Annotated in this window: 15 protein-coding genes; 6 read left to right on the forward strand and 9 right to left on the reverse strand. The window is 66.1% G+C overall.

From position 1 onward, the window contains the following. Positions 1-17: 17 nt before the first annotated feature. Positions 18-560 (reverse strand): VanZ family protein, encoded by a 543-nt coding sequence (locus ACWEO2_RS07700; protein ID WP_452404600.1) that lies wholly within the window; start codon positions 558-560, stop codon positions 18-20. A gap of 121 nt (positions 561-681) precedes the next feature. On the opposite strand from ACWEO2_RS07700, the gene ACWEO2_RS07705 reads away from it, so the two are divergent. After that, entirely contained in the window at positions 682-1,203 is a 522-nt protein-coding gene (locus tag ACWEO2_RS07705) for a DUF2505 domain-containing protein (protein ID WP_452404601.1), read from the forward strand. Next, complete coding sequence (locus tag ACWEO2_RS07710; RefSeq protein ID WP_452404602.1) at positions 1,173-1,967, forward strand: class I SAM-dependent methyltransferase; 795 nt, start codon at positions 1,173-1,175, stop codon at positions 1,965-1,967. The genes ACWEO2_RS07705 and ACWEO2_RS07710 overlap by 31 nt, the downstream gene beginning before the upstream one ends. 39 nt (positions 1,968-2,006) lie before the next feature. Here the strand turns inward: ACWEO2_RS07710 and ACWEO2_RS07715 are convergent, their stop codons facing one another. After that, positions 2,007-2,615: a hypothetical protein gene (locus ACWEO2_RS07715; protein WP_354956893.1), complete on the reverse strand. Its 609-nt coding sequence runs from the start codon at positions 2,613-2,615 to the stop codon at positions 2,007-2,009. 99 nt (positions 2,616-2,714) lie between these two features. Between ACWEO2_RS07715 and ACWEO2_RS07720 the strand changes: the two genes are divergently transcribed. After that, positions 2,715-3,440, forward strand: a complete 726-nt coding sequence (locus ACWEO2_RS07720; RefSeq protein ID WP_452404603.1) for an LmeA family phospholipid-binding protein — start codon at positions 2,715-2,717, stop codon at positions 3,438-3,440. A 106-nt stretch (positions 3,441-3,546) separates the two neighbouring features. Then, positions 3,547-3,726 carry a hypothetical protein gene (locus tag ACWEO2_RS07725; protein WP_452404604.1) on the forward strand — a complete coding sequence of 60 codons (180 nt, stop codon included), beginning with the start codon at positions 3,547-3,549 and terminating at the stop codon, positions 3,724-3,726. Positions 3,727-4,087: 361 nt separating this feature from the next. Here the strand turns inward: ACWEO2_RS07725 and deoC are convergent, their stop codons facing one another. After that, positions 4,088-4,774 (reverse strand): deoxyribose-phosphate aldolase, encoded by a 687-nt coding sequence (deoC, locus tag ACWEO2_RS07730; protein WP_452404605.1) that lies wholly within the window; start codon positions 4,772-4,774, stop codon positions 4,088-4,090. Between the two features lie 126 nt (positions 4,775-4,900). Here deoC and ACWEO2_RS07735 point away from each other — a divergent pair, with 126 nt between their 5' ends. Further along, the gene (locus tag ACWEO2_RS07735) at positions 4,901-5,470 is read left to right on the forward strand and encodes a GNAT family N-acetyltransferase (RefSeq protein WP_452404839.1); all 570 of its coding nucleotides are present in this window, start codon (positions 4,901-4,903) and stop codon (positions 5,468-5,470) included. Positions 5,471-5,793: 323 nt separating this feature from the next. Here the strand turns inward: ACWEO2_RS07735 and ACWEO2_RS07740 are convergent, their stop codons facing one another. Beyond that, the gene (locus ACWEO2_RS07740) at positions 5,794-6,069 is read right to left on the reverse strand and encodes a hypothetical protein (protein WP_354956888.1); all 276 of its coding nucleotides are present in this window, start codon (positions 6,067-6,069) and stop codon (positions 5,794-5,796) included. 127 nt (positions 6,070-6,196) lie between these two features. Between ACWEO2_RS07740 and ACWEO2_RS07745 the strand changes: the two genes are divergently transcribed. Continuing rightward, on the forward strand, positions 6,197-7,150 hold the full coding sequence (locus tag ACWEO2_RS07745; RefSeq protein ID WP_452404606.1) for a formyltetrahydrofolate deformylase: 954 nt from the start codon (positions 6,197-6,199) through the stop codon (positions 7,148-7,150). A 322-nt stretch (positions 7,151-7,472) separates the two neighbouring features. Here the strand turns inward: ACWEO2_RS07745 and ACWEO2_RS07750 are convergent, their stop codons facing one another. From ACWEO2_RS07750 to ACWEO2_RS07770, 5 genes are all read right to left on the reverse strand, one after another. Beyond that, the gene (locus ACWEO2_RS07750; protein ID WP_452404607.1) at positions 7,473-8,507 is read right to left on the reverse strand and encodes an alpha/beta fold hydrolase; all 1,035 of its coding nucleotides are present in this window, start codon (positions 8,505-8,507) and stop codon (positions 7,473-7,475) included. Between the two features lie 1,314 nt (positions 8,508-9,821). Beyond that, positions 9,822-10,118 (reverse strand): DUF2516 family protein, encoded by a 297-nt coding sequence (locus ACWEO2_RS07755; RefSeq protein WP_354956879.1) that lies wholly within the window; start codon positions 10,116-10,118, stop codon positions 9,822-9,824. Positions 10,119-10,190: 72 nt separating this feature from the next. After that, positions 10,191-10,847, reverse strand: coding sequence for a heparin-binding hemagglutinin (locus tag ACWEO2_RS07760; protein ID WP_452404608.1), 657 nt, complete (start codon positions 10,845-10,847; stop codon positions 10,191-10,193). After that, on the reverse strand, positions 10,844-11,344 hold the full coding sequence (locus tag ACWEO2_RS07765) for a helix-turn-helix domain-containing protein (protein ID WP_452404609.1): 501 nt from the start codon (positions 11,342-11,344) through the stop codon (positions 10,844-10,846). Before ACWEO2_RS07765 ends, ACWEO2_RS07760 begins: the two co-directional genes overlap by 4 nt. 103 nt (positions 11,345-11,447) lie before the next feature. Continuing rightward, a complete protein-coding gene (locus tag ACWEO2_RS07770; RefSeq protein WP_452404610.1) occupies positions 11,448-12,890 on the reverse strand; it encodes a DUF445 domain-containing protein in 1,443 nt (480 codons plus the stop codon). Positions 12,891-13,074 lie beyond the last annotated feature (184 nt).

The following is a 13,074-nucleotide window of genomic DNA, read 5'->3' on the forward strand; positions in this document are numbered from 1 at the left end:
CTACCCATAACGGTGTGCTAGTCGCGAGCTTGGTCTGACGAGCTCGCCTCAGGGCCGAGCGCGTCAGGGGCTGACACCCACCAGCGGAATGATGCGAGTCCGGCGAGCAGTGCTCCGATGGCGTTGACGAGGACATCGTCGACCGACGAGTGACGGCCGATGCCCAAGGCGAACTGCAGCATCTCCACCGCGCTCGACAGGCATGCGCCGACCAGCAGCAGTCGCCACGGGTCGGCGAACCACGCCCACCGCAGGGGCAGTAGCGAGCCGAGGGCGGCGAATACCAATAGGTTTCCGCCGAGCTGCTCGATGATTCGGTCGTCGCGCAGCTGATCGGTCAGATCGCGCAGCGGCACCGGATTCAGCGAGCGGCCGCTGCCCGCCGGGGTGAGGAGCATCCACAGCCACGGCGCGGTGCCGACCACCATGCCCACCTCGGCGAGGGCGGTGCGCCATTCGCCGCGACGCCGCGCCAGCCACCACGCGACCCAACCGGCGAGCGGTAGTGCGGCCATCGACGCCAGTATCACCGCGCCCCACGCCGCCCACGTGCCATTCATCCCACAAGTCTGGCCGGACGATGTGGCGATTCCGCATGCCGCCGGTGTGGGGTTTGTAGCCAAGCCCCACAGTCAGCGCCGGGCGATGGGGCGGCAAGCGCTGCCGGTAACGTAGACGCTCATGGCTCGCCGACTGGACTATTCAGCCCGCTATCCGCTGCACACCACAAAAGAGCTGTACGCGGCGATGTCGACCCGTGAGTACTGGGAAGACCGGTGCGCGGAGCTGTCGAAGTACTCGCCGGGCAACGAGATCGCCAGCCTCGAGGTCAGCGACTCCGGCATCGATGTCGTGTTCAACCACATCCTGCCGCGCGAGATGCTGCCGGAGATCGCGCAGGCGGTGGTGCGCAAGGACATGGTCATCACCCGCAAGGAGAGCTGGGGACCGTTCGACGAGAACGAGTCCGTCGGCAAGTTCTCGGCCTCCATTCCGGCCGGGCCGGGCAGCCTCGGCGGCACGATTCGGCTGTTCCCCACCGACACCGGCTGCACCGTGCGGTTCTCCTCCGAGGCCAAGGTGTTCATACCGATGGTCGGCCCGCGGCTCGAACAGCTGATGCTGGTGAACCTGGTCGACCTGTTCCGCGGCGAGGCCGAACAGACCGTGAAGTGGCTGGAAGAGCAAAACCCGACCCATTGAAACCGGTCGGCACCATCACCAGGGGCACCACTGGTGTCAACCGACTTCGACGCAGCGACCGCTGGCTGATCCACGACGAGCTGATCGCCACGCGCCTGCGCGCGGCCGCCGATCCCCTGGTCATCGACCTCGGCTACGGCGCGAGTCCTTGGACCACGCTGGAGTTGGCGGCCCGACTACGCACGGTCCACCCCGATGTGCGGGTGGTCGGGCTGGAGATCGATCCGGAACGGGTGGTGCCCGGCCGCGACGGCGTCACCTTCGCCCGCGGCGGCTTCGAATTGGCCGGTCTGCGACCGCATCTGGTGCGCGCGTTCAATGTGCTGCGGCAATATCCGGAAGCGGCCGTGCCCGATGCGTGGGCCACCATCCTGTCCGGCCTTGCCGCGGACGGTTTGCTCGTCGACGGTACCTGCGATGAGCTGGGCCGACGCTGCGCATGGGTGCTGCTCGACCGCACCGGACCGCTGTCGCTGACCCTGGCCTGGGACCCCTTCACCGTCGAGCGCCCGTCCGATATCGCCGAGCGCCTGCCAAAGGCCTTGATCCACCGCAATATCCCCGGCGAACCGGTCCACGCACTGTTGACCGCCGCCGACCGCGCCTGGGCGCGGGCCGCACCACTGGCACCGTTCGGCCCACGAGTCCGCTGGCGCACCGCCGCTGAATACCTGCGCCAAGAGGGCTTCCCGGTGCGCAGCTATCGCCGCCGCATGCGCGACTGCGTACTCTCCGTGCCGTGGTCCACGGTCGCCCCAAATTGATCGCGCACCGAAATACCGGCCGGGCACGCACCGCATCGATCACACGCCGGTGAGGGCACGGCGCACCCGGGCCGCCGCCCGGGGCGGCAGACGCACACTCGCGGAACGGATTTCGTCGATATCACAACGGCGGATGGCGACCGCGTCGCCGACCACCTCGTCCAGCGCGGACTGTCCGATATCGGCCTCGGCCAGATCGAGCACCGTGCGCACGGGTGTCGTCACCAGAAACGGACCCGCGGATTCGAGATCGGCGGGGACCAGTGCGCGCCGCAGCACCACCAGCCTGGGCGTAACCGGGGGTCGGCCCGCGCCGACCGATAGGTGCAGAAATCGCGGACGTAGTCGCCCGAGTCCATGCAGATCCGCCGCGCTCTGATGGGATACCGCGGCGGCACCGTCGAACCAGGCGGCCCACATGGCGTATTCATCGAGCGGGCCAGCCGGCCAATCGGTCAGGCGCAATAGCCCCACCCCGGCCCGCGTCACCGATCCGTCGCCGAGTCCGGCGCGCACTCGCGCCTCACATCCGGTGCGCAAGACCTGTCTGGTGGTGAAGAACCCCGCGTGGCGCCCGGCCAATCGCCGCAGCACACGCCACCCGTGCTCGGCGGAATCGAGGGAGCGGCCCGCCGCGTCGCCAGCCATATCGACCAGGCTACGCCCGAATCTTGTGTCACATGTCACAATCGAACCCCTCACCGCGCCCACAGAGCGAGCTCAGAAAAGTCCGGAAGAATCGAGCGCATGAGTATGAAGAGCCCATCCACCCTGAAGGTGAACCGGCGTGCCCTGGTGATCGCCCTAGTCGTGGTCGCGATTCTGCTCGCTACCGTGCTGGTCGGCGGGGAGGCGTATGCCAGACATCAAGTTTCGCGTTGCATCAGCACGCAATTCGAGAAGGATATGGGCTCGAAGATCGATGTGAGCTTCGGCCCCAAACCGATGCTGATCACCTGGATCGACGGCAAGGTCGGCCAGGTGAAGGTGGACAGCGCCGACACCAAATTCGGCCCCGCCGTCGGCATGGTGGTACATGCCAGGTTCAACGATCTCGAGATCACCGATAGCGGCCGTACCGGCGGCACGATCGGCAGCTCCTCGGCCGATGTCACCTGGGGCAACGACGGCATCCGGGAGACCCTCGGCGGCTTGGTCAGCGGCGTGTCGTCCTCCGCATCGACCGGGATGCTGACCCTGGATGTGCTCGGCGGGATCGCGCAGTTGCAGGTAAAGCCGCAGGTGAAGAATGGCGCCGTGGAGATCGAGACAATGTCGGCGGCACTGCTCGGCATCGGACTGCCGACCGATCTGGTGTCGGGCATCGTCGGTGTCTTCACGCAGAGTCTGCAGAGCTACCCGCTCGGCATGAAGGCCACCGAGATCAAGGTCACCGATAACGGCATCGCGGTGAAGTTGGCCGGCGGTCGCACCGAACTCCCCGCCGCCCAGGGCAATAACGTCAGCTGCTGAGGTATCCGGACAGCAATGCCGTTCGTCCCCTACGGAGTTCACCAGGCCCGAACACTGCCGCGCCGGATTCCCGCTCTCCGAGCAGCTCGGTCACGAGGTGCCATTGATGTTCGCGAATGAGCCTGGCAGGGAACACTCCGGGGAACTGCGCGCCCCCAGCCCGCGTCGCGGAACTGGTCGCGGACACCACCTCGCCGCACCTTCTCGCCGGATCGGCCGACCCGAAGAGCGCCACCCCGGAGCTGAGGCGCTGGCCGACGTCATGTCCGAATGGGTGACCGCCTGACAGACAACCGAATTCGCGGACCGTGCTCAACGTGCACCGTTTTGTCCGATCCAGCGACTTCTGCCATGTCGGACCACCCAACACCACAACCCCATTCACCAACTACGCGCGACGTGCACATCCCAGCCCGACCCAGCAACCACTGCCATGTCGGACCACCCAACACCACAACCCCATTCACCAACTACGCGCGACGTGCACATCCCTGCCCGATCGAGCGATCACTGCGATGTCGGAGCACCCAACACACAACCGCACCCGCCGACTGCACGTGCGCATTCCTGCCCGATTCGGCGACTACCACCATGTTTGGGGCGAAAGGTGCACGCGGTATCGACGGATCGGGCGAGCGAGCTTCGGATCAGTCCCGGAAACCGTCGAGCACCGCACCGGATTTCGAGAGACCGAGTCGCGTGGCACCCGCGGCGATCAGCTCCGCGGCGGCCTCGGAGGTGCGGATGCCGCCGCTGGCCTTCACGCCGAGCCGCCCGCCGACCGTCTCGGCCATCAACCGAACCGCGTGCACGCTCGCCCCACCGGCCGGGTGAAATCCTGTGGAGGTCTTCACAAAATCGGCACCGGCGCGCTCGGCGACCCGGCATACCTCGACGATCGCGGCGTCGGGCAGCGCCGCCGATTCGATGATCACCTTGAGTACCGCACGGTCACCCACGGCCTCACGCACCGTCACGATGTCGGAGAGCACCGCGGTGTAATCGCCTGCGAGCGCGGCACCGACGTCGATCACCATATCGACCTCGGCCGCGCCCTGTTCGACGGCGAGGCGCGCCTCGGCACCCTTGATCAGCGAATGGTGTTTCCCCGATGGGAATCCGGCGACGGTCGCGACCACCAACCCGGGGGCGCGCACCGGCAACATAGACGGCGATATGCAGATCGCGTACACGCCGAGTTCGCGTGCCTGCGCGACCAACGCGTCCACATCGGCGTCCGTCGCCTCCGGCGCCAGTAACGTGTGGTCGATCATGGCGGCCACTTCGGCCCTGGTAAGCGACGCGGAATTTGCCACAGGGTGAGAGTCTGGCATACCGGTGGCGAATTCCATTGCGCGCCTCGGATGCATCGCGCACACTCGATAATGTCGGTGGAGCCGCTGCGACTGCCCTACCGACAGCTGCGGATGGCCCAATTTCGTTCAGGAGGAGACGACACCGTGCTGATCCGTCGCGAACGTGCCGACGATGCCACCGCGATCGCGGCCGTCCACCGCAGCGCCTTCGGACCGCATTACGCGAATGGCGATACCGATCGGCGGGAAATGGCCGAACTCACAGGTGAACTCGCCGATGTGGCCGATCCACCCGAAGTCGATCTCGTCGCTCGGCTGCGCAGCGATTCCGGCTGGATCCCCACCCTCTCGATGGTCGCGGTGGAACACGATGCCGTAATCGGCCACGTCTGCCTCACCCGCGCCGGTGTAGGCCCGTTCCCGGTGCTCGCACTCGGCCCCATCGGCGTCCTAGCCGAACATCAGGGCCATGGCGTAGGCGCGGCCATGATGCACGCCGCCCTCGGCGCCGCGGACGCCCTCGATGAACCCCTCATCGGCCTACTCGGCAGCCTCGACTTCTACCCCCAATTCGGATTCGTCCCCGCCGCCCGCCTCAGCATCACCCCCGACACCCCCTCCTGGATCTCCCACTTCCAGATCCGCCCCCTCTCCGCCTACGACCCCCAGATCACCGGCGAATTCCACTACGCCGAACCATTTTACGACCTGTAACAGCAACGACCAGGTCCCGCAATCGCAATCAACTCCAGCACCCCAGCTTCACCCCCTCCCCCCACTCCATCACCCCAAGCGATGTTTCATGATCAGAATGCGCTGATGCAGGCAACCGCCAAGAGCGACACCTCTCGCATACCTAGTTCAAGATCACCATGCGATCACGCAGGCAAATGTCGAGAGCGACACTGCGTCAGTGCATTCTCGACGAAGCCAGCTCGGCTCGCGACTGCGGCGGCGGGGCTCGGGTGCCTGGTTCAAGATCGTCACGTGGTGGTGGGGCAACGTTGAGAGTGGGGCTGGGGAGTGCATTTGGAGGGTTAGTCGTGGTGGAGCATGGTGTAGATGTAGGAGCGTTCGTGTTTGCGGGAGACCCAGGTGCCTTCGGGAGGTAGGGGGCCTTGGCCGGGGTTGTCGAAGGGGCGGCTGAGGACTTCGCCGGAGTCGGTGCAGATGGACCAGCCGAAGTCGGGGAGGCGGCGGCACCAGAGGTCGTGGTCGACTTGTTTGTAGGAGGGGTGGCCGTAGGCCCAGCCTTCGCGGACGAATTCGTAGGTCAGGCCATCGAGCTGTCGGACGAACTTCACACGCGTCACGGCCGCATCCTCACATCGGGCCCTCGAGCGGTACGCGGGCCACTCAGGTTCATTATCCGGCGTCGGCGAGCACCGCGCGAGCAAACCTGTTGCGCGGGCGTCCTGGGCGACCTGGGAGGATGAGGCCATGAGTTCCGCTCCACCCGCTCTGGACGACCGCCGCTTCGTGCTCACCCTCGGCTGCCCGGACCGTCCCGGCATCATTGCGAGGATCACCTCGTTCATCGCCGAATTCGGCGGGTCCATTGTGGAGGCCGGTTATCACTCCGTGCCGGGAGCGTCCGGCCCGGAGGCAGCAGCTCGTGTCGGCCAGGGAGCGCCGCGGGATGCCGCCGCCGATACCGGCTGGTTCTTCACCCGTCAGGCGATCAAGGCGTCGACGGTGCCGTTCGGCATTGCGGAACTGCGTGACCGATTCGCGGGCGTGGCGGCCGACTTCGGCCCGGAGACGGAGTGGCAGCTGCTCGACTCCGGTGCACGCCGCCGCGCCGTTCTGCTGGTCAGCAAGGACGGCCACTGCCTGCACGACCTGCTCGGCCGCGCCACCAGCGGCGAACTGCCCGCCACCATCGAAGCGGTGATCGGCAACCACCCGGATCTCGCCGGTATGACCGAAGCACACGGCGTCAAGTTCCACCACGTGCCCTTCCCCAAAGATCCGGCCGAACGCGGCCCCGCCTTCGACGAGGTCCGCGCCCTGGTCGACGCCCACGACCCGCACGCCGTCGTCTTGGCCCGCTTCATGCAGGTGCTGCCCGCCGAACTCTGCGAACACTGGGCGGGCAAGGCGATCAATATCCACCACAGCTTCCTGCCCTCATTCGTCGGCGCCCGCCCGTATCACCAGGCCTTCGCACGCGGCGTCAAGCTGATCGGCGCGACCTGCCATTACGTCACCGCCGAACTCGACGCGGGCCCGATCATCGAACAGGACGTGATCCGCATCGACCACGCCGACGAAGTCCGCGATATGGTCCGCCAGGGCCGCGATATCGAACGAGTGGTCCTGGCCCGCGGCCTCCGCTGGCACCTGGAGGGCCGAGTCCTGGTCCACGGCCGCCGCACCGTCGTCTTCTCCTGACCCACCGAATCGGCTCGATACGCCGACGACCATATGATTCGCCTCGACAAGTAAGCGCTCGACAACGCGACAGCCGGTCGAGCTGGCTGGCGACTGCGGGCTCACCTGCCTGCAATCAGGCAGCTGGACAACAGCTTCCAGCGTGCTCATCTGTCTAATGTTGCACCGCAGCAGAACTTGAACAGTGGCACCCGACCACAGGCGGTCGACCGAGCAGCAGACGGCGGCTTGCCCCCGCAGCTTTGGCGTGGTCGCCCGCCTGCGGTCGCGCCGCAGGCGGCATTCGATCAGCGGCGTCCGGTGGGCAGGGGCATGAGGTGGCTCAGCTGACGGCTGCGGCGGGCTGGTGGACGGACTCGAGGATCATGGCTAGTTCCTCGTTGAAGCGATCGAACATCTCGGCATTGCCGAGGTGTCCCTGGGGTAGGACCTCGTATTTGACCAGACTGCCGGTTTCGCTGAGCATCTCGGCGATTCGTTCTGAATGCACCGGCGGTGTCATGTCGTCGAACTCGCCTGCCAGGATCGTTGTCGGCACAGTGAGATCGCGTGCGGATTCGCCGAGATCCAGTTCGGCGAGCAGGATTCCGAATTCCGCACGTACCCGGGCGGGGCAGGAGCGGACGATGGCGAGGCTGTAGTCGACCACGTCACCGGCCGAGCGCGGGCTCATGATCTGCCGGGTGAAGGCCCACTTCACGGGGGCGATCGGCGGGAAGACGATCGGTGCGCCCAGGCCGAGGCGGCCGATGAAGTGCGGCAATGGGATTCGCAGGTGCAGCAGCGGGAGCGGCGTGTTGAACAGCGGTACGACGGTGGTCTCGGCGACCAGCTGCCCCGGTGCGGTATTGGTCAGCAGTACCGCGCTGGCCTGCTTCGCGACACGGTCGGGATAGCGTCCGGCCCATGCCTGCAGCGTCATGCCGCCCAGGCTGTGGCCAACCAGCACGGCCCGTTCGCCGGGGTGCAGGGTCGCATCGAGCACGGCGGCCAGATCGTCGGCGAGCAGATCGGTGGTCAGCGGACTGGAACCCAGTTCGCTCTCGCCGTGGCCGCGCACGTCATAGGCGATGACGCGGTATTCCCCGGCGAACGCGTTGATCTGCGCATTCCAGTATTCGATGGCGCAGGTCCAGCCGTGCACCAGCACGATCGCCGGAGCATGGGCCGGTCCGTAGGCGTGCACTCGCAGCCGCGCACCATCGCGAGTGACAACGGGAACGACCTCGTACGGCGCCGTCGGCGGGTTCAGCGCCGCGATCGCATAGGTACGCGACCGCAGGTTGGCGCGGTGTGTACGGACCAGCCCCCGGACCTGACCAGGGAAGTCCCTATCGGCAGGCACCATTGCACGCATCGGACACTCCTTTGTGTAACTGTTAGAAACAGTAACCCGGAGTGCTAGCTAGTGCAAGCACCATAAGTTATCCGATGTTCCGCCGCCCACGCTCGCACCCCACCCCACATCCGACCAGCAACCCCCACCCCAACCGGCCCCTGAGCACCGCCCCCTCCCCTCCGCCCCGCACAAAGAACACCCCCATTCGACGACCGAGGACACAGCCGTTCGCCTTGCCCGGGACACAGCCGCCAGCCCACGTCGACCCGCTTCCCCTCGACCGCACATGCTCCCAACTACCCCTCGAGATGACGGAGAAAGTGACCCCCGAGGTAACGAAAACATCGCCCGCCCTCCCCAACCGCACCCAGAGCAGCCACCACGCCGACCGCCTCCTATGAGCACACCCTCCCCCTCTGACACCTCGTAAACAGCGACCGCACGAGGACCAAAGCCCCCGGACCACGCCAAGTCGCATCCACCTCGACCGCACAATCAGCCACGCAGATAACCGTCGCGCTAACGGCGAAATGAGCAACGGCTCGCTCCCCGACCTCCCCAAGGCCCCAAGGACACCGCCGCGCTCCTAGCCGCCCGCCGCGCCCAACCGCCCCCAAACGAGCACCGGCTCGACTCCCTCTGGCCCCAAGGACACTCGATCGAACCAGCTACAACAGCGCGGCGCCCGCACTGAATCTCGTCCAATTGCGGCCGCATCGGCAAATAGATGCCGTTCACGATGATGCAACGGTCACACCCCGGTCACCGAGCGAGCAACGCCCCTGCCCACTCGAGCGAGGCGCCCCACCCCCAAACGCACCATCACTGCACAGCCCACACTGAATCTCATCCGTCGGCCATATCAACCGGGAGATGACAGTCACGGCGAGAAGCGAGCGCAACCGCCACACCCGATCTCCCGATGCGCACCAGCCACTTAAGGGGACCGACCGCACTCGACTACAACAGGCGCGGCACGCGCCGAACCCGTCCAACTTCAGCCGCATCGACCAAATCGGCACCGGTCACGATGATGACCCATGCAACGGCCGCACCCTCGCAATCACCCCAGCAAGCAAACGGCCCAAGGCCATTCAAGGGGCACCCGGCCCAAATCATGGCGGTCACGCTGATTCAGAGGGGACGACGGCCGCATCCCTTGATCACCCCGATAAGCAACTCCCTGCGACCCAGCCGAAGTGCCCCGCCCCACGCGCGCCACTACCTGCGCAGCGCACGCTGAATCCCATCCACTCATCGGCGACATCGTTCGAGCAGACAACACTCACGACGATGAGGACACGCCCGATCATCCCCGGGCCGGGGGCACCCCTACCAGCGCGGCCCGCGCTGAATCTCATCCACCTTCGGTCGCACGTCCGCCAGATACACGCCGGTGGCGATGATGGAGACCAAGGCGAGCAAGCTGGTGACGCTGAGGGAGAGGAGCAGGAACAGGAGAGCTGCGCCGAGGATTGCTATCCAGATCGGTTTTGTCAGCTTGTCCACTGCTGTGAAGGCGTCGGGGCGTTGGCGGATGGCGTGGATCAGCGCGAAGATTGTCGCGCCGAGCGCCAAGAGCCGCAGCCCGTCCAAGATCCAGCTGGCCAATCCGTGCGCTGTGTCCACCAGCCCATCATAGAAGCAACGGCCCCGCACACGCCGGGTGTGCGGGGCCGTTGGGGCGGAATACGAAGGGCGTCAGGCCTTCTTGGGGGCCGCCTTCTTGGCCGGAGCCTTCTTGGCGGCGACCTTCTTGGCCGGAGCCTTCTTGGCGACACCGTCGGTGGCGGGCTCGGTCTCGGTGGTCACCTCGACGACCTCGGCCTCGACGACCGGGGCGGCCGCTTCCTCGACCTCTTCCTCGACCTCGTCCTTGGCCGGACGGCCGATCAGCTCGTTGACCTTGGCGAGCGCATCCTCGGCGCGGGTGGCCGCATCCTTGTAGAGGGTCTCGACCCGCTCGATCTGATCCTCGACCAGGTGGTTGGCGCGCAGCCGATCGACGGTCTCCTCGCCGCGCACGGCCAGGTCCGCGTACAGGTCCAGGACCTGGTTGTAGTACTTCTCGGCGAGCGCCCGCAGCTCCTCCGGGGTGAACTTCTCGCGCAGTTCGGCCAGGTCCTCCGGCAGCTCGGAGGGCAGCCCGGACAGCCGCTCGCGCAGCGACTCGAACTGGGCACGCACATCGGCGGGCACATTGGCGAAGCGCTCACGGGCCTCTTCGACCCGCCCGCTGACATCGGCGGTGGCAGCACGCTCGCGCACCTGGGTGACGGCGTCGACAAACGCGGTGTACACCGCGTCACCGGCGCCGACGGTTGCGAACAGTGGCTTGATACTCGAGTTTTCGGTCATTCTTCGTTCTCCTGGCGTGGCGGAGTAGGTGTTGTGCTCGGAACGTCGCTGTCCCATTCAGTCCCCCCTGGTTCGCTTCCTCCGTTTTCCCGGCGAAACGATTCATAGATGTCCAGCAGCACCTGCTTCTGCCGTTCGCTGATCCACGTATCGGCAAGCAGGGCATCCCGGACCGGACTGTGCGGCCGCTGCTCGAGATAGCCAGCCCGTACGTACAACACCTCCGAAGAGACCCGCAGTGCCTTGGCGATCTGCGCGAGTACTTCGGCGGACGGATTGCGCAATCCGCGCTCGATCTGGCTGAGGTATGGATTGCTCACTCCCGCCAGGGTGGCGAGCTGACGCAACGAGACTTGCGCGGCTTCTCGCTGTGCCCTGATGAAACCTCCGATGTCGTGCGCCGCATTCGCGACACGCGCCGCCTTTTCGCCGACGCCGCTGGATCTCTCCTGCGATTCGTCGGTGTACTCGGCGGAACCTTCGGGCTGGTCTGCCATCACTCACCTTCTGGCGGTTGTACGTTTCCAATTCTAAAGCAGGGTGCTAACTATTGCAAGCACCCTGTTAGCACCTTTCCAGCAAACATTCGGCGTGCTATGGTCAGCCGCCGAACAGCACCTGAGAAATCGCGTAGATCACCAGCCCCGCCAGCGATCCCACGACCGTGCCGTTGATGCGAATGAATTGCAGATCTCGCCCGACCTGCACTTCGATCTTCTTGCTCGCCTCCTCGGCATCCCACCGGGCAACAGTATCGGTCACCAGCGTGGTGATCTCCGCGGCATAGTTTTCCACCAGATACCGCGCGCCGCGGTCGATCCACCCGTCGACTTTGGCCCGCATCTCGGCGTCGTCGCGCAACCGCTCGCCGAGCTGCTGCACGTTCTCGGCCACCTTGCGCCGCAGCGTGGAGTCGGGATCATCGGCCGATTCCAGGATCAGCCGCTTGGCCGCGCGCCAGGTCGCCTCGGCCATTCCGGTGATCTCCTCGCGACCCATGATCTGTGCCTTGATCCGTTCGGCCTTTTTGATCATCGCGTCGTCGTGTTGCAGGTCGTAGGCGAATTCCTCGAGGAACCGATTCGCCGCGAGCCGGACCTCATGTTCCGGATCGGCCCGCACCTTCCAGGTGAACTCGACCAACTCCCGATAGATCTTTTCTGAAAGCAGAATGTTTACGAATTTCGGAGCCCATTGCGGCGCGTCCCGCAAAACGATCCGGTCGATCGTCTCCTGCGAGCTGAGCGCCCACTGGTGCGCGCGCTCGGCGAGCATGTCCAGCAGTGGCAGCTGCCGATTGTCGGCCAGCAGTTCGGCGAGCACCCGGCCGATCGGCGGACCCCACAGCGGTTCGGCGATCCGCTTGACGATGGTGTTGTCGATGACCTGCTCGACGTCCTCGTCCCGCAGCACCCCGACCACCGCGCGCAGGATCGTCGAACTCTCCTGGGCCACCCGACCCGCATGTCCGGGATCGGCCATCCAGCGCCCGACCCGCCAGGAGATCTGCGCCGAATTCACCTTCGCCGAAACCACGTCCGGGGCAAGGAAATTCGAGCCGACAAAGGAGCCGAGGCTGGCGCCGAGCTGATCCTTCTTCTTCTTGATGATCGCGGTGTGCGGGATCGGCAGGCCCAGCGGATGCCGGAACAGCGCGGTTACCGCGAACCAGTCGGCGAGTGCGCCGACCATGCCCGCCTCGGACGCGGCCCGCAGGTAGCCGACCCAATCGCCGCCCGACCCGCGCGATTCCAGCCACCGGCAGAACAGATAGATCGCCGTCGCGAACGCCAACAAACCGGTGGCCAGCGCCTTCATCTTGAACAGGTCGCGGCGCTTGCCCTCGTCGTCGACGAAGGCCGCGAAACTGGTCGGCCGCGCTGGCGCGTCGAGCACCGTGGTATTGGAGCCGGGCCCTTCGCCGGCCCGCCCGTCACCCACCGCTGCCCGCGACGTGCGGTCTTCGGCCGATTGCGCCGGTCCGGCCGCCACCACCTCCGCGCCCGTCGTTCGCGCTGTTGTGTTGCCGGGAGCTCTCTCCATAACACCCATTCTGCTGCGTGTCGCCGACTGACCTCCGGCCCGATCGCAGGCGACATGCAACCGACACCGAACGGTCGGATTGTGTGCAACCTGTCGCAACCACTACCCAAACGCGCATGTTGGTCGTTGCCTGGACCTAAGCTGGTGGTTCCAGGATGCCGAACAACCGAGGGAGTCACGCTGT

The sequence above is a fragment of the Nocardia sp. NPDC004278 genome (assembly GCF_053602975.1).

Bases quoted from the DNA above. Each gene is read 5' to 3' on its own strand.
- ACWEO2_RS07700 (WP_452404600.1), bottom strand. From the start codon at position 560: ATGAATGGCACGTGGGCGGCGTGGGGCGCGGTGATACTGGCGTCGATG.
- ACWEO2_RS07765 (WP_452404609.1), bottom strand. From the start codon at position 11,344: ATGGCAGACCAGCCCGAAGGTTCCGCCGAGTACACCGACGAATCGCAG.
- ACWEO2_RS07760 (WP_452404608.1), bottom strand. From the start codon at position 10,847: ATGACCGAAAACTCGAGTATCAAGCCACTGTTCGCAACCGTCGGCGCC.
- ACWEO2_RS07745 (WP_452404606.1), top strand. From the start codon at position 6,197: ATGAGTTCCGCTCCACCCGCTCTGGACGACCGCCGCTTCGTGCTCACC.
- ACWEO2_RS07750 (WP_452404607.1), bottom strand. From the start codon at position 8,507: ATGCGTGCAATGGTGCCTGCCGATAGGGACTTCCCTGGTCAGGTCCGG.
- ACWEO2_RS07720 (WP_452404603.1), top strand. From the start codon at position 2,715: ATGAGTATGAAGAGCCCATCCACCCTGAAGGTGAACCGGCGTGCCCTG.
- ACWEO2_RS07770 (WP_452404610.1), bottom strand. From the start codon at position 12,890: ATGGAGAGAGCTCCCGGCAACACAACAGCGCGAACGACGGGCGCGGAG.
- ACWEO2_RS07715 (WP_354956893.1), bottom strand. From the start codon at position 2,615: ATGGCTGGCGACGCGGCGGGCCGCTCCCTCGATTCCGCCGAGCACGGG.
- ACWEO2_RS07705 (WP_452404601.1), top strand. From the start codon at position 682: ATGGCTCGCCGACTGGACTATTCAGCCCGCTATCCGCTGCACACCACA.
- ACWEO2_RS07725 (WP_452404604.1), top strand. From the start codon at position 3,547: ATGTTCGCGAATGAGCCTGGCAGGGAACACTCCGGGGAACTGCGCGCC.
- deoC (WP_452404605.1), bottom strand. From the start codon at position 4,774: ATGCCAGACTCTCACCCTGTGGCAAATTCCGCGTCGCTTACCAGGGCC.